Below are 22,220 nucleotides of genomic sequence, written 5' to 3' on the forward strand. Positions count from 1 at the left end.
CCGGACGTCCCCGCAACCACCTTGAAAGGACGAAAGACTTCATGGACACCATGCGTGACCGCTTCGCCCCCGTCGTCTCCGGCATGCTCGACGAGGATCCCCGGGTCGCGGTGGTCCTCGCCGAGATCGGCCGGGACGGCTTCATGGAAGCGACGCGCCGCCATCCGGACCGGGTGATCAACGTCGGCATCCGGGAGCAACTGCTGATCGGCGCGGGCGCGGGCCTGGCGCTGGCCGGAATGCGGCCCGTGGTGCACACCTTCGCGAGCTTCCTCGTGGAACGGCCCTTCGAGCAGGTGAAGCTGGATCTGGGGCACCAGGACGTGGGTGCGGTGCTGGTCAGCGCCGCAGCGTCCTACGACTGGCCCGCCGGCGGCTTCACCCACATGGCACCCGGCGACGTGGCCGTCCTGGACACGCTGGACGGGTGGACCGTCCATGTACCGGGGCATCCCGACGAGGCCGAGACGCTGCTCCGGCACGCGGTCGGCGCCGGTGAGGGCAAGGACGACAAGGTGTACGTGCGTCTGTCCGCGCAGTCCAACGAGCAGGCACGGGCGGTGGACGGACAGCGGTTCCTCACCGTGCGGGAGGGGCGCCGCGGGGTCGTCGTAGCCGTGGGGCCCATGCTCGACGCCGTTCTCGCGGCCACGGAGGGGCTCGATGTGACCGTGCTGTACGCATCGACCGTACGTCCGTTCGACTCGGCCGCGTTGCGCCGGGCCACCGACTCGGCCGACACGGACGTTGTCCTCGTCGAGCCCTTCCTGGCGGGCACGTCGACGGCTGCCGCCAATGACGCGCTCCTCCATGTGCCGCACCGGGTGCTCGGGCTGGGGGTGGGCCGGCGAGAGCTGCGGCGCTACGGGCAGCTCGGGGAGCATGTGGCCGCGCACGGGTTGGACGCGGCCTCGTTGCGGGAGCGGATCACGGGTTTCCTGCGGTAGCGGCACACACGGGCCGGGGCTCCTCAGCCGTCGGCGGGGAGCCCCAACTCGGGGTGGGCGTCGAGGAGTTTGGTCGGTGCCGCCTGGCGCCAGGAGTCGGCGAGGACATCGCGCAGCTCGGCCTCGTCCTCCAGAGCGGAGAGCCGCACCCGCACCCAGGCGAACCCTGCCTCGTGGTCGGCGATCCAGAACTTGCCGGGCTCGGCGAGGACCAACTCGTCCCGCTCCACCTTGGGGCAGCGCACGGCCATGGACGTCTCGTCCTCCGGCAGCGTCGCGAACATCTTCCCCGCCACCCGGAAGGTGGGCATGCTCCAGGCGACCTTCTCCGTACTGTCGGGCAGGGAGAGGGCGACACGTCGTACGTCATCTGCATCGGGCATGGAACGCACGGTAGCGGTGACCACTGACAATCACCGAGGGGCCCAGGGCTCCCTGAGGGCCGTCCCGCAATGAGCAAGGAGTCCTGGCTCGGCTGACCGCCTCTGCCGGCGTGGAGAGACCGTGTCTGCGGCCGGGTCGCGGTGGAGGGTCCGGCCGCAGAACCGGCCGCCGACCCGCGGGTGAAGGCCGCCTGCCGGAGCGGCACCGCGGAAGCCCGCCACAGGACGCCGTCACCGACAGCGCCTGACCAAACGCGCCGGGAACCCCGTCGGGGTTCCCGGCACCCCTCACACCAGGCCGGCTACGGGGACCGGTCGCGGGCTCGGGCCGGTGCGCCACCAAGGGGCCGGCCTTCGCCAAGTGGCCTGTCGACGTAGATGCCCTGCTCCGTGCGCGGGAACCGGTGAGCCCGACCGCTGGTGTCACGGAACAGGTTTCGTGCCGCAGCCGTCCGTGGCCGTTCCACGAGCCGGCCGCGTTCGAAGCAGGATCCGGCGCCGGGCGGACTCGACGACCTTGAACACCATGGCCAAGGCGCCTGCCGCGCTGTCGGCGCCTTGGGGGCTCGGCGCCAACTCCTAGGCGGAGATCCCGGCTTCGGCCCCAGCCCCCGCCTCACCCCCGCCCCCGGCTCCCACCCGCTTGTAGTAGATCGACGTCGGCCGCAGCCTCCCGTGCGGGTCCGTCGCGTAGTCGGGGATCGTTCCGATCCGGGTCCAGCCGGCCCCGCCGTAGAGGCGCTCGGCGGGGCTGTCGGTCTCGGTGTCCAGGTGGAGCAGGGTGACGCCCGCGTCGGCGGCGGCGCACTCGGCGGTCGCGAGGAGCGCCCGGCCGAGACCCCGGCCCCGGGCGGCCCGGTGCACCATCAGCTTGACGAGTTCGGCGCGGTGGCCGCTGTTGGGCTTGTCCGGGAGGGCCAGGCCGACCGTGCCGACCACTCGGCCGTCGTCGCACGCCACCCACACGACGAGCCCGCCCGCCGACACCGCCTCGACGCGCCGCTCCCACCAGTCGACGGCTGCCGCACGGTCGAGCGGCGCCAGAAAGCCGACTGACGCCCCGCCGTCCACGGTGTCCACCAGCAGATTTGCCAACTCGTCGATCAGGGAACGGAGTCGGGCGACGTCGAGGCGGGTGATCACACTCATGGCCGCACCACCACCAGCGCGTACCGCACGTCCTCGGGCCCCGGGCACCGGAACCGCGTCGCCCCCCACACCCGCATCCGCAGACAGTCCCCGGCGGCCAGCAGGTGTTCGACGTCCCGGTCGGTGATCCGGAGGGTGCCGTCCAGGACCCAGATGTGCTGTTCGAGGCCGGGCACGGACGGTCCGTCGTAGGCGATGTCGGCACCCGCCGTGAGCCGCCCCTCCACCAGCTCGCCGCGCAGCCCGGCCGCCGGCGGCGACACGGACCGCCGTACGAATCCGGACGTGCCGTCCGCCCAGACGGACTGCTCCGCCGCGCGCACGAGCGAGACGGGCTCGCACTCGACCTCGCTGAGCAGCTGGGACATCGTCCGGCCGTACACCTGACAGAGGCGGTTCAGCAGAGCCGCCGTGGGGCTGGTCTCCGCACGCTCGGCCCGGGAGAGGGTCGAACGGCTGACACCGCTGCGGTCCGCCAACTCCCCCAGAGACCAACCCTGTTCGGCCCGCAGTTCGGACAGGCGGGCGGCCAGACGGAGGTCTACGGGGTCCGGTCCCGCCCCTTCATCATCGATTCCCATATCTGAGATGTTATCCCGAATACGGGAATCGGCGGGTGCGCGGGGGCGCCGCCTACTCGGCTGCTTCCCCTTACTCGGCCGCTTCCCCCAGCGCCTCCAGCACCGGCCGGATCAGCGGGTGCCCCTCCGCGCCACGCCGCACGGCGGCGAAGACCCGGCGCGTGGGGGCCACGCCGTCGACGGGGCGTACGACGACGCCCGTGAGGTCCGTGCCGCGCAGCGCCGAGCGGGGCACGAGGGCGACGCCCGCGTCGGCCGAGGCGAGGGCGACCACGGCGCGGAAGTCGTCGGAGGAGTGTTCGAGACGCGGCTGGAAACCGGCGTTCTCGCAGGCCAGGACGACGACGTCATGGCAGGGGTTGCCGGGATAGGGGCCGATCCAGGGATCCTTGGCCAGTTCGGCGAGCGGCACCTCGGCCGAGTCGGCGAGGCGGTGGCTGACGGGCACGACCGCGTCGAACGGCTCGGCGTACAGCGCGACATGGGTGAGGCGGGGGTCGTCGGCGGCCGGCGCGCCCCGGTACTCGACGGCCACCGCGATGTCGACCTGCCGGTCCAGGACCATCGGCAGGCTCGCGTCGCCCTCGGCGTCCTGGACGCGGAGGCGGATGCCGGGCGCGGACGAGGCCAGGCGGGCCAGGGCGGGTGCCACGACCTGGGCGATACCGGTGGCGAAGGAGGCGACCGTGACGGTGCCGGCCTCGCCCGAGCTGTACGCGGCCAGCTCCGCGGCCGCCAGTTCCAGCCGGGCGAGGACCGCGTTGGTGTGGCCGAGCAGGATCTCGCCCGCCGGGGTCAGCCGTACGCCCTTCGCGCCCCGCTCGACCAGACGGTGCCCCGTCTCCTGTTCCAGGGCGGTGAGCTGCTGCGAGACGGCGGAGGGGGTGAGATACAGCGCGGCGGCAGCCGCCGTCACCGTGCGGTGGTCGGCCACCGCACGGAGGATGTGGAGCCGCCGTGCTTCGATCATGGGATCGATTCTCTCAAATGCCCGCTTTCCCCCGGAGCCGCGCGCTTCGGTCCTCCGCCTCGGCCGAACCGCTCCGTTCAGCGCTCCAGCTCGGCCCGCGCCGCCACGAACGCGTCCACCGCCCGGTGCACGTCCGCCGTCGAGTGCGCGGCGGAGAGCTGGACGCGGATGCGGGCCTGACCCTGCGGGACGACCGGGTAGGAGAAGCCGATCACATAGACGCCGCGTTCCAGGAGCAGTTCGGCCAGGCGGCCCGCCTTCGCCGCGTCGCCGATCATGACGGGCGCGATGGGGTGGTCACCGGGGAGGATGTCGAAGCCCGCCTCGGTCATGCGCCCGCGGAACAACGCCGTGTTCTCGGCGAGGCGGACACGCAGGTCGTCGGCCGACTCCAGGAGGTCGAGCACCTTCAGGGAGGCCGCCGCGATCACCGGGGCGAGGGTGTTCGAGAAGAGGTACGGGCGGGAGCGCTGGCGCAGCAGGGCGACGATCTCGGCGCGGGCGGCGACGTAGCCGCCGGAGGCGCCGCCGAGGGCCTTGCCGAGGGTGCCGGTGATGATGTCGACGCGGTCCATGACGCCGTGCAGCTCGGGGGTGCCGCGGCCGCCGGGGCCGGTGAAGCCGACGGCGTGGGAGTCGTCGACCATGACCATGGCGTCGTGACGGTCGGCGAGGTCGCAGATCTCGCGGAGCGGGGCCACGTAGCCGTCCATGGAGAAGACGCCGTCGGTGACGATCAGCTTCCGGCGGGCACCGCCCTCGGAGGCATCCTTCAACTGCCTTTCCAGGTCGGCCAGATCGCGGTTGGCGTAGCGGAAGCGGCGGGCCTTGGACAGCCGGATGCCGTCGATGATCGAGGCGTGGTTGAGGGCGTCGGAGATCACCGCGTCCTCGGGGCCGAGCAGGGTCTCGAAGACGCCGCCGTTGGCGTCGAAGCAGGAGGAGTAGAGGATCGTGTCCTCCTGGCCGAGGAACGCCGAGAGCCGCGCCTCCAGTTCCTTGTGGACCTCCTGGGTGCCGCAGATGAAGCGGACGGAGGCCATGCCGTAGCCCCAGCGGTCGAGGGCCTCGTGGGCGGCGGCGATCACCTCGGGGTGGTCGGCGAGGCCGAGGTAGTTGTTGGCGCAGAAGTTGAGGACCTCACCGGGACGGCCCCCGGCGGTGACCGCGACGGTCGCCGACTGTGGGCTGCCGATGACCCGCTCGGGCTTGTGCAGTCCGGCGGCGCGGATCTCGTCGAGGGTGGCGCGCAGGTCGTCGCGCACGGAGTCGAACATCAGGAAGCTCCTAGGGTGCGAGGAAGAGCGGGTGAGCCGAAGGGGCGCGCCTGGGTCGAGAGGGCATGGGGCCCCTCCCGTTCGAGCGGAGCCGAGAGTGGGGTTCGCGCCCAGACCCGACGAAGTCGGGTCGAGCACGATCGGCCTCTCGACACAGGCTTTGGCACCCCGGAGGCGAACCGAGCCGAATGTCAGACAGCCCAGTCGAGGATGACCTTGCCGCCGCTGCCGCTCGCCGCGTCCGCGAACGCCGCCTCGTGGTCGCGGTAGCCGTACCGGCCGGTGATGACAGGGGCCAGGTCGAGGCCGCCCTCCAGGAGCACCGTCATCGCGTACCAGGTCTCGAACATCTCTCGGCCGTAGATCCCCTTGATGGTGATCATGGACGTGACGACGCGGGACCAGTCGACGGCGAACTCCTCCGACGGCAGCCCGAGCATGGCGATCCGGCCGCCGTGCGTCATGTTGGCGATCATGTCGCGCATCGCGGCGGGGTTGCCGGACATCTCCAGGCCTATGTCGAAGCCCTCCCGCAGACCGAGGGTCCGCTGCCCGTCGGCGATGGTCGACTCCCGCACGTCGAGCGCCAGGCTGACCCCGATCTTGCGGGCGAGTTCCAGCCGGTCCTCGCTGACGTCCGTGACCACGACGTGCCGGGCGCCGGCGTGCCGGGCGACGGCGGCGGCCATCAGGCCGATGGGGCCCGCCCCGGTGATCAGGACGTCCTCACCGACCAGCGGGAAGGAGAGCGCGGTGTGCACGGCGTTGCCGAACGGGTCGAAGATCGCGGCCACATCGAGGTCGACGGGCACACGGTGCACCCAGACGTTGGTCGCGGGCAGGGACACGTACTCGGCGAAGGCGCCGTCGCGTCCGACGCCGAGGCCGACGGTGGCGCGGCACAGGTGGCGGCGGCCGGCGAGACAGTTGCGGCACTTTCCGCACACGAGGTGGCCCTCGCCGCTGACGCGGTCGCCGACCTGGATCTCGGTGACGGCACGGCCGGTCTCCACGACCTCGCCGACGAACTCGTGGCCGGCCACGAGCGGGGTGCGGATGGTCTGCCGGGCCCAGCCGTCCCAGGACCGGATGTGCAGGTCGGTGCCGCAGATCCCGGTCCGCAGGACCTTGATCAGTACGTCGCCGGGGCCGATCTCGGGCTCCGGGACGTCGACGAGCCACAACCCGGGCTCCGCCTTCTCCTTGACCAGCGCTTTCAACGCTACGGCTCCTGTGGGTGCGCCCCCGGCGCGGTCCATGACGAGCGGGGCATGACGAACAGGCCCGTACCGGGGAGAGGGGTGGGATCGCCGATCAATCTGCCGCACACCGGCGCCCCGGGTCCATCGAGGTTTTCTTAACCTCCGCCGCAGCTTTCCTTCACACCCACACCGCGCCCGGCACCGCGGAGTGAAACGATGTCCTCATGCCCAACGAGCCACATCCCGACATGGGTCGGGACGATTGCGCGGGAGGAGCCACGGCCGAACCACATGCGGCCAGGACAGCGCCGGACCCGGACACCGTGCCTCGCTGCGCCGAACCCGAACCGGACAGCTGGACCCTTCTGCTACAGGGTGGCAGTTTCTGCGCCCTGCCACTCGGCCACTCGGGGAGGCACTACGAGTCAGGAGCGCCCAGGACCTGGATCGCGGACGAGTAGCCTCATCCGCGATCCGCCATGAAGTGCCACCCGCTTCGCAGGTCACGGGAACGCCTCCCGCCCCTCGATCCGGGCGGCCAGTTCCGCGGCCATCGACTTGATGGTCTCCAGTCCCGCCCTGCCCCAGGGGCGCGGCTGCACGTCCATGACGCAGACCGTGCCGAGGGCGATGCCCGTGCGGTCGAGGAGAGGGGCCCCGAGATAGGAGCGAATGCCGTGGTCGTCGACGACGGGGTTACCGGCGAACTTCGGGTATTCGCGCACGTCTTCGAGGACGAGCCCTTTGCGTCGGACCACCACATAGGGGCAGAACCCGTGGTCACGGGCGAGGTGCCGATCGACCCCGAGGACCGTGGTGTCCGCCGTGGGCTGCGCCGACACATGCAGGCCGGCGAAGAACTGCCGTGCCTCGTCGATGAAGTTGACCGTCGCGTACGGCACCGCGGCGACCTCTGCGAGCCGGTCCGCGAAGGCGTCGAAGGCCGGTTCGGCGTACTCGCCGAGCCCCAGCAGCCGCAGCCGCTCCACGCGCTCGGGAGCGTCCCGGTCCTCGGGGGTGAGCAGCAGCCGGCCTACCGGACGCGGCGGGTCGTACGTCACGTGTGGGCTCCGTGGCTCGGCAGCTGCGCCGGGGTGTGGGCGAGGAGGTGCCGGACGAGGGTGAGCAGGGTCTGGACGCCCGAGCTGGAGATACGGGCATCGCAGCAGACGACGGGGATCTCCGGGTCGAGGTCGAGGGCCGCGCGCACCTCGTCGGCGTCGTAGCGGTAGGAGCCGTCGAACTCGTTGATGGCGACGATGAAGCCGAGGCCGCGCTGCTCGAAGAAGTCGACGGCGGCGAAGCAGTCCTCCAGGCGGCGCGTGTCGGCGAGGATGACCGCGCCGAGGGCGCCCTCGGAGAGTTCGTCCCACATGAACCAGAACCGCTGCTGTCCCGGGGTGCCGAACAGGTAGAGCACATGGCGCGCGTCCAGGGTGATGCGGCCGAAGTCCATCGCGACGGTCGTCTCGACCTTGTTCTCGATGCCGTCGAGATTGTCGGTGGCGGCGCTCACGGTGGTGAGCAGTTCCTCCGTGCTCAGCGGCGCGATCTCGCTCACCGCGCCGACGAAGGTCGTCTTGCCGACCCCGAACCCTCCCGCCACCAGGATCTTGAGTGCGGTGGGGAAGGGGTCAGAGCTGTCGTCGTAGTCCATCGAGCACTGCCTCCAGAAGAGACCGGTCTGTCGGGTTGTGGTGGAAAACCGGGGGCTTGGTGGTGAGGGCTCCGCAGTCGACGAGGTCGGACAGCAGCACCTTGGTGACCGTCGCCGGCAACTTGAGGTGCGCGGCGATCTCGGCGACCGAGACGGGTGCCCGGCACAGGTCGAGTGCGGTCGCGTGTTCGGGGCCCAGATAGCCGAGGGGGGTCGCCCCGGTGGCCATCACCTGTGAGAGGAGATCGAGCGCGGTGGTCGGCCGGGTCCGGCCGTTGATGACGGTGTAGGGGCGCACCAGACGCCCGGCGGCGTCGTCGTACAGGGGTCCGTCGCCGGCCTCGGGCACGGTCAAGGCCTCATCGCTGAGGGTTCGACGGCTTGCCGGGGCTGGGTGACCAGGTACGGGCGGACGCTCTTGACCAGCATCGCCATCTCGTAGCCGAGGACGGCGGCGTCGGCCTCGCGTCCGGCGAGCACGGCGAGGCAGGTGCCGGAACCGGCGGTGGAGACGAACAGCAGGCTGGAATCGAGTTCGACGACGACCTGGCGGACGTCGCCGCCGTCGCCGAAGCGGACGCCCGCGCTGCGCCCGAGGGAGTACAGGCCGGAGGCCAGGGCCGCCATGTGGTCGGCGCTGTCCGGGTCGAGGCCGTGGACCGACTTCACCAGCCCGTCGCAGGAGAGCAGCACCGCGCTCGTGGTGTGCGGTACGCGCTGGACGAGGCCGCTCATCAGCCAGTCGAGGTCGGATACATGGCCGGTCGGCGCATCGCTCGCCATGGTGGATCGACTCCTTGGGGTGCGTTGGTCTGCGGGAGCGCAGGAGGTGGGGACCGCGGTGGGGGTGGTGAGGGGGGTGGTCATCCGGCCGGTGTGCTCCCGTCCTGCCGGGACGTGAGGTCGTGTGCCGCGTCGAGGGCCGACGGGGGTACGGCTATGGGGGCGCCGCCCCTGGGGTGTCCGCCCAGGGGTTGCGCGGCGTCCTTGTGGGGTGCGTCCATGTGGGCCAGCTCCATGTGGAGTGCGGCGGCGCCGCCCGTGCCGCCGTGCGGTGCCGGGTTCGGGTGGCCCGTGTTCGGGCTCGTGCGCAGCTGTCCCGTGTCGATGCGGGAGGCGGCGTCGGGGGCGGGGGGTGCGAAGTCGGCGGGGGCGGCGAAGTCCGCCGGGGGCGTGTCCAGGGTGGAGGTGTCCCAGTCGGAGCTCTCCAGCTGGCGTGCCTCGGCGAGTCCGATGCCGCGCTGGAAGGCGGCCATCAGCCCGGGGTCGTGGCCGATGTAGTGGTCGGGGTCCTGGCGGGGCGGGGGCGGAGGGCCGCCGCGGAGCTGGGGCACGATGTGCTGCTGGGCGCGGCGGCGGGGCAGCTGGGGCTTGCCCATGGTGCCGCGGACGGCGCCGCCGACCCGGGGGGTCGGGGGTTTCCCGGTGTTCTCCTCGACGATCCGCCGGTCGTCGGGGCGGATGCCGGGCACGGCCTCGGCCGGGTTGGGCCGCTCCTCCCGGGCGCCGCGCACCGGCAGCGGGGTCGGCCCGGTGCCCCCTCTGGCTGAGCCCTGCTGACCGCTGCCCCGGCCGGGGCCCTGCTGTCGGGGCACGGTGGCACGCGCGGGGCTCGGGACGCCGCGGTGGCCGGGCTCGGGACGCGTGGGCCGGTCGGGGGCCGGACGGTCGGACCGGTCGTTGACGTTCGCGGCGTGAGCGGGTCCGCCTGTGGTCGGGCGGTCGGCGGGACCGGGTGCGGACGCCCGTTGGGGCGTGGCCGCCTGCGGGTGGAGCGGTCCGGCGGGTCGGCGTGCGCCGGTGCTCTGCTCGGGGACGCCGTGGGTGTGCGGCAGATCGCCGGGCTCGCTGCCGAGCAGGCCCTGGGGGACGACGAACGCGGCTTGGACCCCGCCGTAGATGTTGCTCTGGAGGCGGACCTGGATGCCGTGGCGGCGGGCCAGCTGGGAGACGACGAAGAGGCCGATGCGGCCGTCCTGGAGGAGGCTGGCGACGTTGACCTGGTCGGGGTCGGCGAGCAGGGCGTTCATCTTGTTCTGCTCGGTGACGGGCATGCCGAGGCCGCGGTCCTCGACCTCGACGGCGAGCCCGGAGGTGACGAGGTTGGCGCGGAGCAGTACCTGCGTGTGCGGGGCGGAGAACACCGTGGCGTTCTCGACGAGTTCGGCGAGGAGGTGGATGACGTCGGCGACGGCGTGCCCGCGCAGGGTGCCGTCGACCGGGGGCACCAGCTTGACCCGGGAGTACTGCTCGACCTCGGCGATCGCGGAGCGCAGCACCTCGGTCATGGAGACGGGGTTGCTCCACTGGCGGCGGGAGACGGCGCCGCCGAGGACGGCGAGGTTCTCGGCGTGGCGGCGGATGCGGGTGGCGAGGTGGTCGACGTGGAAGAGGCCCTTGAGCAGGTCCGGGTCCTCGATCTCGTTCTCCAGGTCGTCGAGGATGGAGATCTCACGCTGGACGAGGGACTGGAGCCGGCGGGCCAGGTTCACGAAGACTTCGAGCTTCTGTTCGCTGCCGGCGTGGCTGGAGAGCTGGGAGGCCTGGACGACGGCGGTGACGGCGCTGTCGTGGGCGCGGGCGAGGTCGGCGGCGAGTGGCTCGAAGTCGTCGGCGCCGGCGGCGGTTCTGACGCGGGGCCCGCGGGCGGGCGGCTGGTCGCCGCGCCGGAGCGCGTCGACCAGGGAGCGCAGGTCGTCCTCGCTCTTGCTGCTGGCCTGACGCAGACTGCCCAGCCGTTCGCGGACGGACTTGGCGGTGCGCCCGGCGGCCACGGCGCCGATGGCGATGCCCGTGAGGGCCACGGCGGCGGCTCCGGCGAGGACCGCCCACAGGGTGAGGCTGGGGCGGGCGCCGCCGGCGCGGAAGGTGAAGAGGACGGCGGCGCAGGCGCTGAGTGCGACCGCGGTGGGGGGCAGGACCGCGAGTCGCACCAGCTGTGGCCGTATGTGGATCTCGGGCAGCGAGGGGACGGCGGCGCGGGCGGCCGATCGCCCGTGCCGCCCGCCCTCACGGCGGTCTGCGCGGGCGGCCGGTGCGCGAAGGTGAGACATCAGCGTCCTCGTACTGGTCCGTCTGGGGTGTGGGGGGTGCCGCGTCTGGGCGACTTGGGCATGCGCCATCGCGTGTCGGTTGCGAGAGTCGAAGAATTCGGCCCAGCGTCGTCCGACGGCGACTCACAGTAGTCGCCGACGCGTCATGTGCGGTGCGCAGTTGACAAAGAGCGCCGTAATGCGTCCCGCTCTGGTATGAGGCTTCGTGCGACAGTCCGATAATTCTTCGGACGTCTGTTCCTGCCGAATTCTTTTTGCGTCCGAATTTCGATCAGAGCTGATCAGAATGGATCGACAAAAGACGTCGAGGGCCGGGGAGCACATCGCTCCCCGGCCCTCGACTTCCTTCTAAAAATCACCCTGTCGGGAGAATTCCCGACCCGTTTCTCAGCCTTCCGCGACCAGGTCCAGCCGCTCCCCCACCGGGGGCCAGGCGGCCCAGCCGCCGACCGGCTGCTGGGAGACCGCACGCCACCAGGGATCCACCGGCGGGGTGTTCTTCGGCTCGAACGGCTCCCCCGGTCGCGGCGCGGCCATCGTGACTCCCGCTCCGTGGGTGGCCCACATCATGCGCTCGCCCGGCTCCGCCCAGGCGTGCATCGCCAGATTGAACGTCGCCCAGTGGATCGGCATCATCACCCCGCCGGGCTCGCCGCCCTGGAGGTCGAGGTGGGTCTGCAGCCCCTCGTCGGGCGTCATGTGGATGTCGGGCCAGAACTCCGAATAGGCACCCACCTGGATCATGGTGAGGTCGAACGGGCCGTGCGCGGCGCCGATGTCCTTGAACCCCTTGAAGTACCCCGTGTCGCCGCTGTGGTAGATCCGGTGCTCGTCACCGGCGACGACCCAGGAGGCCCAGAGCGTGTGCTGGGTGTTGCGCAGGCCCCGGCCGCAGAAGTGCCGGGCGGGGGTCGCGGTCAGGGTGAGGCCGCCGACCTTCGTGGCCTCGTGCCAGTCCAGCTCGCGGATGCGGTCCGCGGAGACTCCCCAGTGCTCCAGATGGGCACCGACGCCGAGAGGAACGGCGAAGAGCGTGTCCGTACCCGCCAGCTCCTTGATCGAGGGCATGTCGAGGTGGTCGTAGTGGTCGTGCGAGATGACGACGACGTCGACCGGGCCGAGCGCGGCCAGCGGCAGCGGCACGGGGTGCAGCCGCTTGGGACCGGCGAAGGCGAACGGGGAGCAGCGCTCACCCCAGACCGGGTCGAAGAGCACCCGGTGGCCGTCGATCTCGGCGAGCACGCTGGAATGGCCCATCCAGGTGGTCCGCAGCCCGCTCGCCGGGGGTCGGGCCAGGTCGGCGAGGGTCGTGGAGTGCACGGGGATCAGCCCCGCCGGAGCCCGCCGCACCCTCTCGTCCTTGCGGAAGAAGCTCTTCGCCATCTCCACGGCGGCGCCCCCTGAGGGGCGGACCTGGGCGCCCTCGGGGTTCACGAAGACCCCGTTCGCGAAATGCGGGGATCTACGGATCCGCTCCCATCGGGCACCGCTCGGATCCGCGCCGAAGGCGGCGGGCCGCGCAGCGCGCAGCCCCGAGCTCAAAGAACGGGATCCCGAACCGGACACGGCACCTCCAGGTGGATTCGCTCAGGCATCCCATTATGGTCCGCCCCTCCGACCGCGCCGGGTCCGACTGTCCCCGCACGATGCAATACTGACCAACTATTCAGTAGATCCTTTTGTTCCCGGGGAGCCCCATGACCATCACTCCTTTCATGTCGCTCACCTGGACCGACCACCTCACCGGCCGACGGGGCTTTCTCGTCGTGGACCGGTTGGTGCGCGGGGTCTGCAGCGGCGGCCTGCGCATGCGCCCCGGCTGCACGCTGGACGAGGTCGCCGGACTCGCGCGCGGCATGACCATGAAGGAGGCGCTGCACTACTCCCCCGAGAGCCGGTACGTCCCGCTCGGCGGCGCCAAGGGCGGCATCGACTGCGACCCCCGGGACCCGGAGGCCTACGGCGTCCTGGTGCGCTACCTGCGCGCGATGCGCCCGTACGTCGAGAGCTTCTGGACCACCGGCGAGGACCTCGGTCTCGCCCAGGACCTGGTGGACCGCGCGGCTGCTGAGGCGGGCCTGGTGTCGACGATCCAGGCTGTGTACCCCCTCCTGGACGACGAGGGATCGGCCCGACGGCGTCTCGCGGACGCCTTCGCCGTCCAGGTGGACGGCATCGGCCTCGACGAGCTGGTCGGCGGCTGCGGTGTCGCCGAGTCCGTGCTCACCGCCCTGGACCGGACGGGTACGCCGTACGCCGGGACACGGGTCGCCGTGCAGGGCCTGGGCACCATGGGCGGCGCCACCGCCCGCTTCCTCGCCCGCGCCGGCCTCACCGTCGTCGCTGTCGCCGACATCAAGGGCACCGTCGCCAACCCAGCCGGCCTGGACGTCGAGGCCCTGCTCGCGGCACGCGACGCGCACGGCACGATCGACCGCACCGCGCTCCGGCCCACGGACCACGAGACCTCCGCCGACGCCTGGCTGGCCGCCGAGGCCGACGTGCTCGTCCCCGCGGCCGTCTCCTACGCGATCGACACCACCAACCACCACCTCGTCACGGCGCCTCTGATCGTCGAGGCGGCCAACATGCCCGTCCTGCCGGAGGCCGAGGAAACGCTCACCTCCCGCGGCGTCACCGTCCTGCCCGACGTCGTGGTCAACTCCGGTACGAACGCCTGGTGGTGGTGGACCCTGTTCGGTGACATCGGCCCCACCGCCGACGAGGCGTTCGCCCACACCCGGCGTTCCATGCGCGCCCTCGTCGACCTGATGCTGACCCGCGCCGAGGCCGACGGCACCACGCCCCGCGCCGCCGCCCACGCCATCGCCGCCGACCGCCTGCCGGCTATCACGGACCGCTTCGGCTGGCACCGCTGACGCCCCGGCCCCGCCGAGGTGGCTCGAAGCCTGCGGCGCCGCGCGGGGCCTGGGTAGGGTTGCCACGTGGGCAGGGTGCGGTTGAGCGTGGCCGAGCGGCGAGCGGAGCTGCTCCGGGCCGCCATCGAGCAGATCGAGGAGCGGGGCGTCGCGGCCGTACGGATCGCCGACGTGGCCGCCGTCCTCGGTGTGAGCAACGCCCTGGTGCTCTACCACTTCTCCACCAAGGAGAGACTGGTGGCCGAGGCCTTCCGCCACGCCGCCGAGGACGACCTGGCCCATCTCCGCAAGCTCCTGGGCCGCCGCACCACGGCCCTGCGCCGCCTCCGGGCGGCCGTCCGTTGGTACGCCCCCACCGGCCAGGCCAAGGGCTGGCGGCTCTGGATCGAGGGTTGGGCCGTGTCCCTCCGCGACCCCGCCCTGCGCGAGGTCACCCGCGACCTGGACCGCCAGTGGAAGGCCGCCCTCACCGAGGTCATCGAAGCCGGCGTGGCCGCCGACGAGTTCCACTGCCCGGACCCCACGGCGTCCGCCCTCCGCCTCACCGCACTCCTGGACGGCCTGGCCGTGCAGATGACGACCTACGACGGAGCCGTCTCCCGCACCCGGGCCCAGGACTGGGCCGACAGGGCCCTGGCCCATGAACTGGGCCTGGATCCCGCATCGTTGACGCGCGCCGACCGCTGAAACGCGACAAGACCCCGCGCCCGAAAGGGGGCGCGGGGAACCGCGCTCGCGACCACGACGGACCGACGCCGCCCACGGAGCAGCACGCGCACGGCGACGACGCGCACGACGAGAACGCGCCCGTCGCGGGCCTCAGGCGACGGATTCGATCCGCAACCTGATGTCGTCCGGCGACAGCTGTCCCTTGGCCGACACATGGTCCCCGGAGGACTCCCCCCGCAGCCGCCGACCGATCCACGGCACGAGATACTCCCGCGCCCAGGTGATGTTGTCCCGCCGCATCTCCAGCGTCCCGCGCGGCGGCAACGGCGGCCACGGCTGATCGGGATCGGCCGGAACGTCGACCCCCAGCACCTGCCCGGCCCGCAGGGCGACCCGTGTGTGCCCCTCCGGCGAGAGATGCAGCCGGTCCAGGTCCCAGGCCCGACGATCCTGCACCGTCTTCAGAGACCACAGGTCCAGCACGGGGCATCCGTACCGGTCGGCGATGGCCCGTACATGCAGGTTGTACGTGGCGATCTTGCCCCGCAGATGCTTCAGCACCGGCACGTCGCGGGTGTCGAACCCGGTGGTCACCATGACCGTGCCGACGGCCGAGGTGAGCCTGACCACCGCCCGCTCGAACCGCTCCGCGACCTCGTCGGGGTCGGTGCCCGGCCGGATGATGTCGTTGCCGCCCGCGCAGAAGGAGATCAGATCGGGGGCGAGCTCCAGCGCCCTCGGCACCTGGTCCTCCACGATCTGGTCGAGGAGTTTCCCCCGCACGGCCAGGTTGGTGTAGTCGAAGTCGCCCTCGGGCAACCGGTCCGCGAGAAGCACCGCGAACCGGTCGGCCCAGCCGACGAACCGCCCGTCGGGCCCGGGGTCGCCGACGCCCTCGGTGAAGCTGTCCCCCAGCGCCACGTACGACCCGATCATTGCTCTGCTGCCATTCGAATCGTCTGCCACATCGGGCCATGATTCACCTTCGGATGTGACCTACGCGACCGTAATAAGCACTTGACGGACGGTGAGATAGACCACGTGTCAAGTGTTGGTCAACCCGGAATACCCACGTCGCGTCGGTGGGGCCCCCACACACGGAAGTCCTCGATCCGGAAGTGGCTCCAGGTGGTCCGGAAGGCGAAATGCCCACTCGTGTACGGCTCGGGATCGCGGTAGTCGAACACGAGCCGTCCGTTGTTCCACCACCGGACCCTCGACCCGTCCGAGACGATCCGCACGCGATGCGGCTCGTTCGCGACGAGCAGCGGCTCGGTGTAGTCGTAGATCAGCGGCCGCACCCCCGCCTCACCCACATAGCGCCGCAACCGCGTCGTCGTATTGGTGTTGGCCCCGTACCCGACGTAGTACGTCTTCAGATGGTCGTACTCGGCGAGCGCGCCCCCTCGTGGAGTGGCGAAGAGATCGTCGGGCGATCGCACGTCGACGGCGTTCCAGAAGTTGTTCAGATCGGACACCCGGTCGTTGACCCCGCCCGCGGAGACCGGCGTGGCCGTGTACTCGACGGCGTACGGCCCTCGCAGCCTGCGCTTGAACCAGAGCGTGGCCCCGGCCGGTACGTCGACCTCCAGCACACCGCGCGAGGCCGTGACCGTACCGCCCCGCTCCAACTCCACGGCCCACCGCCCGAGTCCGTGCCGGAAGTCGTCGGCGGCGATCAGCCGGCCACGGCCCCGCGACGTGTGGGCGGACGCGGTCCCCGCCGGAGCGACGGCCGCGAGGGCGGCACCGGCGGCGAGTGCTCCGAAAGCTCTACGGGTGGTCATACGACACCCCTTCTGTCCCCGTGCCGGTTCTGTCCCCGTGCCGACACGACATCGTAGAAAGCGCTTGTGGAGATCACTCTGACCGCACACCCCGGCCACTGTCGAGACGTCGATCAGCCATGCCGCACAACCGCAATGCGGTGACCACGGAGTCGCCACGCCCGATCGCGGCCCCTGCCCCTGCCCCCTGTTGGTGCGCGACCCCGCCTGCTATCCGGGAACGTCGAAGGCCGGACCCCGAGTCACGGGGTCCGGCCTTCGACGGGTGCGGCGGCGTGGGTCAGATGCCGACGCCCTTCGAGCGGAGGTAGGCCAGAGGGTCGATGTCCGCACCGTAGTTGGGGGTGGTGCGGATCTCGAAGTGGAGGTGCGGCCCGGTGACGTTGCCGGTCGCGCCCGAGAGGCCTATCTGCTGGCCGCCGCTGACGGACTGACCCGCGGAGACGGAGATCGAGGACAGGTGGGCGTACTGGGCGTAGTAGCCGTCGGCGAGCTTGATGACCACCTGGTTGCCGTACGCGCCGCCCCAGCCGGCGGAGACGACGGTGCCCGCGCCCACGGCCTTGAGGCTGGTCCCGGTCGGGGCCACGAAGTCGACGCCCGTGTGGTAGCCGCTGGACCACATGCTGCCGGCGGTCTTGTACGCGGTACCGACGGTCGCGCCCTGGATGGGCCGGCTGAAGCCGGAGCTGCCGGTCGTCGAGGACTGGCCGCTCGCCGTGGAGGTCGACGCCTGGGTGTCCTTCGACTCCTGCTTCGCGGAACCGGAGGACTTCGACGACTTGGAGGACTCGGTGGACTTCGAGGACTGCGACAGTTGCGGCTTCGACGACGAGCGTGACGTCTCGCTCGACGCGGCCCGCTCACCGATCGACAGCTTCAGCCCCGGGTGGATGAGGGAGGGATCGGAGCCGATCGCCTCACGGTTGTCCGAGTACAGCCGCTTCCAGCCACCCTCGACATCCTGCTCGTCCGCGATCTTCGCGAGGTAGTCGCCGACCTTCACCGAGTAGGTCTTAGTCGCCGCCTTCTTGGTGGTGGTCTTCTCCGCCTGCGCGGCCTTCTCGGCCTGCTCCAACCGAGCGCCCGCCTCGGCCGCGGCCTTCTCGGGGGTGATCGTGGCCGTCTTCTCGGAGACACCGGAAACGGCGGCCGCCGGGGTCGCGGCGTGGGCGCCGGCGGCACCGATCAGCGGCAGCGCGAGCGCCGCGCCACCGGTCCCGGCGGCGGCGATCGAGCGAGTGAAGCGCTGGGACTTCGGACGGCGGTGCTTACCCTTCGCGGGCATGGCGAATTCCTCTCCGTCGCCTGCGAGGTGAGCTGTCGGGTGCGGACTGGAGATGTCCGGCCGTGCTTGCGCACGGCTGTACCCCTAGCCGTTCCGGAGACCGGAACAGGCGGTGATTCCTGTGGGTCCCCCGCTCCTGCCGTGGATCGGGTCGGTACGCGGCTCCGGTCGGCGGCAGGATTGGGCGTCCGTCCGGATTGACGCCGAACGTAAGCGACTTGTGCCCACAGGTACAACCATTGGGACTTCCTGTGCGTCTTCCTCCCTGATCCTTACTTCAATTCACCATCACGCTCCGTAATAGACAGGTCTTGGGCGCATTCCAACCTCCCTGGAAATCCATACGAATTACGTGGACATGACGGCAACGGAACGTCACGAATATGACGCTGCTCACGCACCTACGACTCAGTAGGCTTTATTCCAGGCCTTGTTGGAATTACAGCTGCATTTCGGACAGATCGCTCAAGTGCGCCGAAGGCGGATAACTGTCGCATCGAAGTCACCACGCAGCCCCGTCCGCAATCCGTGATGCGCCAGCACGGCACCCCGGTACGTTTCGCCCGTTTCGCGGCACTCGTACGTCCCCGTCGGATCCAGCCCGCGCAGCCGGAGCGGGGCGAGCGGCTCACCGTAGTGCTGCGCCTGGAGCCAGGCGAGGACGACGACCTCGTCACCGTGGACGTACTGCACGGCACTCAGCCCCCCTGCGGGAGGACGCAGCCGATACAGGTCACCGCGCTGCACGACCGGCCGGATCTCCTTGTACAGCTGCACCCACTCCCGGGCCTCGGCCAGCTCCTCCTCACTCCACTCGGCGAGGTCACCGCCGACCCCGAGCACACCCGCCATGGCACTGACGAACCGGAACCGCAGCGAGCTGACCCGCCCGTTGAGCTGGTTGTTCGGGCTGTCGGTGACCCACGCGGCCATGGTCCGGGCCGGATGGATCTGGGTGAAGCCGTGCTGGATGGCGAGCCGGTCGAGAGGATCGGTGTTGTCGGAGGTCCACACCTGGTCCGTCCGCGCCATGACGCCGAGGTCGATCCGGCCGCCGCCGCCCGAGCACGACTCGAAGGCCACCCCCGGGTGCGCGGCCCGCAACCGGTCCAGCAGTGCGTAGAAGGCGTGCACGTGCTCGACCCACAGCTTCTGCGGATAGGGCTCACCGGGCCAGCCCGCGTCGGTGAAGCAGCGGTTGAAGTCCCACTTCACATAGTCGATCGGCGCGCTGGACAGGAGGGTGTCGAGCCGTTCCCAGAGGTATTCCTGGACGTCCTCGCGCGCGAGATTGAGTACGAGCTGATTACGCAGTTCCGTCCGCTTTCGCCCCGGTTGGAACTGTGCCCATTCAGGATGCGCCCGGTACAGCTCACTGTCCGGATTGACCATTTCCGGCTCGACCCAGATACCGAACTGCATCCCGAGGGCGTGCACCTGGTCGGCGAGCGGCCGCAGCCCCTTCGGGAAGCGGTCCGGATTCGGCGTCCAGTCGCCGAGGCCTGCCCGGTCGCTCGTCCGCGCCCCGAACCAGCCGTCGTCCACCACGAACAGCTCGACCCCCATGGCCGCCGCCCGCCGCGCGAGGGCCCCCTGCTGTTCCTCGGAGATGTCGAACTCGGTGGCTTCCCAGGAGTTGAAGAGCACCGGCCGGTCCTGGTCCGCGTCCGGGATGACATACGCCCGCTGGTACGCGTGCCAGGCGCGGCTCGCCCCGCCGAAGCCTCCGTCGTTCCACAGGCCGGCGAAGACGGGCGTGGTGAAGGTCTCCCCGGTCTCCAGCCTCAGGAGTCCGGACTCGTCGTATCCGGCGCCGCCGGTGATCTGCACGCGCGCGTCCGGAAGTTGGGCCACCGCGATCCGCCAGGAGCCCGACCAGCCCAGGGCGCAGCCGTAGACCTCGCCGCGCTCCTCGGTGGCGTCGGTGTCGAGGGCGACCCAGGGCAGGTGCTGGTGCCCGGTGTGCCCGCGCCGACTGCCGATGACCTTCTCGCCGTAGGTGAGGTCGGCGCGTACGAGCCGGGACTCGGCCGCCCAGCGCCCGTGCAGCTGGGAGAGGCGCCAGTTCTCCTCCGCGCGCGGCGGCAGCGTCCAGGTCGCCGAGTCTGCCCGCAGCAGCTCCGCCGCCGGGCCGTCGTTGACGAGAGTCACCCAGCGCTCGACCACGTCGTCGCGCATCCGGTAGTGCAGGGTGATCCCGAGTCCGTCGTCGGTGAACCGCAGCCGCAGCTCGTCGCCGTCGGCCTCGTACGTCCGGAAGGTCCACTCGGTGCCGCGCCGCTCGTCCGTGCGCACGGACAGTGCCGGTCGGGTGAAGCGGGGTCCGCCCTCGACGGGGTACTCCTCATGTCCGTCGACCGGGGCCTCGAACGGCCAGTACGGCAGCTGCTGCCGTACGGCCAGCTCCTCGGCGTCGGCGAGGGCGATCCGGGGACCCCAGTGCAGGTGCAGCAGCTCGTCGTTCTCGGTGAGCCGCAGGGCATAGCTGCTCCTGGACCCGGTGAGAAGCCAGGTCCGGCCGTCTGCTCCGATTTCCAACATCAAGCCCCCACAGATTCGAACAGGTGCGATCGGGCTTCAACATCATCGCAGGTCGCGGCGGGCGCTCGACGGCGCCTGTGGACAACCGCCGACGCATCGGCGGAGCGGCCTGTGGACAACCACTCCGGTGCCCTGGACCCGGCTGTGGACAACTCATTGGGGTACGCACGCATGTCGTATGGTCGAGTGCGCGCCCTCGACGTCGAGGGCGCGCCCGTCGGCGCTCGGCGCGGACGGCCGGATGGGAGGGGAGCCCCAGTGACGCAGCAGATCCCGTCGACCGAACCCGAGCTGACCGGAGTGCGCAATTTCCGCGATGTGGGCGGTCTGCCGACCGTGGACGGCCGGCGGGTGCGTCACGGGGTGCTGTTCCGCAGCGGCCACCTGGCCCACGCGACCGACGAGGACGCCGCGTTCCTGGCCTCCCTGGGCCTGCACACGATCTTCGACTTCCGCAACGCGGCCGACCAGAAGCTGGAGGGCCCGGACGTCGAGCTGCCCGGCGTCCTCAACGTGAACCTGCCGCTGAGCGACCCGGCGGACGGCGCCGAGTTCTGGAAGCTGGTCCGCGACGGCGACCTGGACCAGCTGCGCGCACTGCTGGACGACGGCAAGGCGGCAGGCCGGATGATCGCCTCGTACCGGACGATCATCAAGCAGCGCACGGCGGAGCACTCCCGGGTGCTGCACGCCCTGGCCGAGGACAGCGTGCCGGCGCTGATGCACTGCGCGGCGGGCAAGGACCGTGCGGGGCTCTCCGTCGCCATCACCCTGCTGGCCCTGGGTGTGGAGCACGAGGCCATCGTCGCCGACTACCTGGAGTCGAACGCCAAGCACCGCCGCTACAAGGTGCACCGCAGCAGCACCGCGGCGAACGCCTATTCCCCGGAGGTCATGGAGCTGCTGAGCCCGCTCTTCGACGCCCGCGCCGAGTACCTGAAGGCGGCCTTCGACACCGTCGAGGAGACCTGGGGGGATGTGGACAGGTACCTGGAGCAGGGGTTGAAGGTCACCCCGGAGACCCGGGAGCGGCTGCGCGAGCGCCTGCTGGACTAGGGTGTCTCGCCCGTCCCGACGGTCGGGTCACTGGTTGGCGCCCACCTCGAACAGCAGATAGATGAAGGCCGCGAAGACATGGCCGACCGCGATGTAGATGATGAGCCGCACCCACAGGGCGCGGGGGAACTTCTCTTCCAGGTCGGTCATGGCGTCTCTCCGGAGGTGGTCGGCCCGAGGCACAGCGCGGCGGTCGGGCTCTGCAGGAGGGTGTGGACGAACAGGAGGTCGGCGCCGTCGTGGTCGGCGGCGGCGATGCGGTGCGGGGTCAGCGAGTCGAAGTGGGCGCTGTCGCCGGGCGCCAGCAGATGCGCGGTGTCCCCGAGGCGCAGCCGCAGCCGCCCCTTGAGGACGTAGAGCCACTCCTCGCCGGGATGCACGCGCACGATGTCGCCCTGCGAGCCGTGCGGCACATGGACGCGCAGCGCCTGCATCCCGCGCCCGGACGCGCCCGCCTGCCAGTACGTCCAGCCACCGGCCCGGGTGGGCTCCGTGTCGGGCGCCCGCAGCACGGCGTCCCGTTCGACGACGGTCTCGCCGAGCAGCTCGGAGACGGTCGTACCGTAGACGCGGGCCAGCGCGAGCAGCATCGGCAGCGAGGGCTGGCGCTGTCCGGTCTCCAGCCGGGAGAGATGAGCGGGCGACAGGCCGGCGGCACGGGCGGCGGCCTCCAGGGTGAGGGCGGCCCGGCGGCGCAGGCCCCGCAGCTGCGGGGCGACGGCGGGCAGTTCCGTGTCGACCGGAGGCTCGGGAGGGTGCGTACCCTCGGAGGGGCTCATGC

General features: G+C 71.2%; 22 protein-coding genes and 1 riboswitch. Of the genes, 4 read left to right on the plus strand and 18 right to left on the minus strand.

Annotated elements, in window-relative coordinates; all coding sequences use genetic code 11:
* Window positions 1-41 precede the first annotated feature (41 nt).
* Window positions 42-947 carry a transketolase family protein gene (locus K1J60_RS05175; protein ID WP_220645122.1) on the plus strand — a complete coding sequence of 302 codons (906 nt, stop codon included), beginning with the start codon at window positions 42-44 and terminating at the stop codon, window positions 945-947.
* Window positions 948-970: 23 nt separating this feature from the next.
* Here the strand turns inward: K1J60_RS05175 and K1J60_RS05180 are convergent, their stop codons facing one another.
* The 12 genes from K1J60_RS05180 to K1J60_RS05235 form a co-directional block, all read right to left on the minus strand.
* Complete coding sequence (locus K1J60_RS05180) at window positions 971-1,330, minus strand: MmcQ/YjbR family DNA-binding protein (protein ID WP_220645123.1); 360 nt, start codon at window positions 1,328-1,330, stop codon at window positions 971-973.
* A gap of 579 nt (window positions 1,331-1,909) precedes the next feature.
* Complete coding sequence (locus tag K1J60_RS05185) at window positions 1,910-2,479, minus strand: GNAT family N-acetyltransferase (RefSeq protein ID WP_220645124.1); 570 nt, start codon at window positions 2,477-2,479, stop codon at window positions 1,910-1,912.
* Window positions 2,476-3,060: a helix-turn-helix domain-containing protein gene (locus tag K1J60_RS05190; RefSeq protein ID WP_220645125.1), complete on the minus strand. Its 585-nt coding sequence runs from the start codon at window positions 3,058-3,060 to the stop codon at window positions 2,476-2,478. The genes K1J60_RS05185 and K1J60_RS05190 overlap by 4 nt, the downstream gene beginning before the upstream one ends.
* Before the next feature lie 70 nt (window positions 3,061-3,130).
* Entirely contained in the window at window positions 3,131-4,030 is a 900-nt protein-coding gene (locus K1J60_RS05195) for a LysR family transcriptional regulator (RefSeq protein WP_220645126.1), read from the minus strand.
* Window positions 4,031-4,107: 77 nt separating this feature from the next.
* Window positions 4,108-5,307 carry a glycine C-acetyltransferase gene (locus K1J60_RS05200; RefSeq protein ID WP_220645127.1) on the minus strand — a complete coding sequence of 400 codons (1,200 nt, stop codon included), beginning with the start codon at window positions 5,305-5,307 and terminating at the stop codon, window positions 4,108-4,110.
* A gap of 191 nt (window positions 5,308-5,498) precedes the next feature.
* Window positions 5,499-6,527, minus strand: a complete 1,029-nt coding sequence (gene tdh, locus K1J60_RS05205; RefSeq protein WP_220645128.1) for an L-threonine 3-dehydrogenase — start codon at window positions 6,525-6,527, stop codon at window positions 5,499-5,501.
* A gap of 485 nt (window positions 6,528-7,012) precedes the next feature.
* A complete protein-coding gene (locus K1J60_RS05210; protein WP_220645129.1) occupies window positions 7,013-7,570 on the minus strand; it encodes a GAF domain-containing protein in 558 nt (185 codons plus the stop codon).
* On the minus strand, window positions 7,567-8,166 hold the full coding sequence (locus K1J60_RS05215; RefSeq protein WP_220645130.1) for a GTP-binding protein: 600 nt from the start codon (window positions 8,164-8,166) through the stop codon (window positions 7,567-7,569). The genes K1J60_RS05210 and K1J60_RS05215 overlap by 4 nt, the downstream gene beginning before the upstream one ends.
* Window positions 8,144-8,515, minus strand: coding sequence for a DUF742 domain-containing protein (locus K1J60_RS05220; protein ID WP_033529558.1), 372 nt, complete (start codon window positions 8,513-8,515; stop codon window positions 8,144-8,146). The genes K1J60_RS05215 and K1J60_RS05220 overlap by 23 nt, the downstream gene beginning before the upstream one ends.
* A gap of 2 nt (window positions 8,516-8,517) precedes the next feature.
* The gene (locus K1J60_RS05225; RefSeq protein ID WP_033529559.1) at window positions 8,518-8,949 is read right to left on the minus strand and encodes a roadblock/LC7 domain-containing protein; all 432 of its coding nucleotides are present in this window, start codon (window positions 8,947-8,949) and stop codon (window positions 8,518-8,520) included.
* Window positions 8,950-9,029: 80 nt separating this feature from the next.
* Window positions 9,030-11,219: a sensor histidine kinase gene (locus tag K1J60_RS05230; protein ID WP_259407564.1), complete on the minus strand. Its 2,190-nt coding sequence runs from the start codon at window positions 11,217-11,219 to the stop codon at window positions 9,030-9,032.
* A gap of 387 nt (window positions 11,220-11,606) precedes the next feature.
* Complete coding sequence (locus K1J60_RS05235) at window positions 11,607-12,785, minus strand: MBL fold metallo-hydrolase (RefSeq protein WP_220645131.1); 1,179 nt, start codon at window positions 12,783-12,785, stop codon at window positions 11,607-11,609.
* 131 nt (window positions 12,786-12,916) lie between these two features.
* Between K1J60_RS05235 and K1J60_RS05240 the strand changes: the two genes are divergently transcribed.
* Complete coding sequence (locus K1J60_RS05240) at window positions 12,917-14,098, plus strand: Glu/Leu/Phe/Val dehydrogenase dimerization domain-containing protein (protein WP_220645132.1); 1,182 nt, start codon at window positions 12,917-12,919, stop codon at window positions 14,096-14,098.
* An 87-nt stretch (window positions 14,099-14,185) separates the two neighbouring features.
* A complete protein-coding gene (locus K1J60_RS05245; RefSeq protein WP_398683120.1) occupies window positions 14,186-14,785 on the plus strand; it encodes a TetR/AcrR family transcriptional regulator in 600 nt (199 codons plus the stop codon).
* Between the two features lie 132 nt (window positions 14,786-14,917).
* Here K1J60_RS05245 and K1J60_RS05250 read toward each other — a convergent pair whose 3' ends face one another.
* From K1J60_RS05250 to K1J60_RS05265, 4 genes are all read right to left on the minus strand, one after another.
* Window positions 14,918-15,703, minus strand: a complete 786-nt coding sequence (locus K1J60_RS05250) for an SGNH/GDSL hydrolase family protein (RefSeq protein WP_033529563.1) — start codon at window positions 15,701-15,703, stop codon at window positions 14,918-14,920.
* Between the two features lie 119 nt (window positions 15,704-15,822).
* On the minus strand, window positions 15,823-16,554 hold the full coding sequence (locus K1J60_RS05255; RefSeq protein ID WP_220645134.1) for a DUF6250 domain-containing protein: 732 nt from the start codon (window positions 16,552-16,554) through the stop codon (window positions 15,823-15,825).
* A gap of 280 nt (window positions 16,555-16,834) precedes the next feature.
* A complete protein-coding gene (locus K1J60_RS05260) occupies window positions 16,835-17,842 on the minus strand; it encodes a M23 family metallopeptidase (RefSeq protein WP_220645135.1) in 1,008 nt (335 codons plus the stop codon).
* A 4-nt stretch (window positions 17,843-17,846) separates the two neighbouring features.
* Window positions 17,847-18,005: riboswitch (cyclic di-AMP (ydaO/yuaA leader) on the minus strand.
* A gap of 302 nt (window positions 18,006-18,307) precedes the next feature.
* Window positions 18,308-20,383, minus strand: a complete 2,076-nt coding sequence (locus tag K1J60_RS05265; RefSeq protein WP_220645136.1) for an alpha-galactosidase — start codon at window positions 20,381-20,383, stop codon at window positions 18,308-18,310.
* A gap of 258 nt (window positions 20,384-20,641) precedes the next feature.
* Here K1J60_RS05265 and K1J60_RS05270 point away from each other — a divergent pair, with 258 nt between their 5' ends.
* Entirely contained in the window at window positions 20,642-21,439 is a 798-nt protein-coding gene (locus K1J60_RS05270) for a tyrosine-protein phosphatase (protein ID WP_220645137.1), read from the plus strand.
* 27 nt (window positions 21,440-21,466) lie between these two features.
* Here the strand turns inward: K1J60_RS05270 and K1J60_RS05275 are convergent, their stop codons facing one another.
* Both K1J60_RS05275 and K1J60_RS05280 read right to left on the minus strand, forming a co-directional pair.
* Window positions 21,467-21,589, minus strand: a complete 123-nt coding sequence (locus tag K1J60_RS05275) for a DUF6126 family protein (RefSeq protein ID WP_033529568.1) — start codon at window positions 21,587-21,589, stop codon at window positions 21,467-21,469.
* On the minus strand, window positions 21,586-22,218 hold the full coding sequence (locus tag K1J60_RS05280) for a helix-turn-helix domain-containing protein (protein ID WP_220645138.1): 633 nt from the start codon (window positions 22,216-22,218) through the stop codon (window positions 21,586-21,588). The genes K1J60_RS05275 and K1J60_RS05280 overlap by 4 nt, the downstream gene beginning before the upstream one ends.
* Window positions 22,219-22,220 lie beyond the last annotated feature (2 nt).

The sequence above is a fragment of the Streptomyces akebiae genome (assembly GCF_019599145.1).
Classification (GTDB): Bacteria; Actinomycetota; Actinomycetes; order Streptomycetales; family Streptomycetaceae; genus Streptomyces; species Streptomyces akebiae.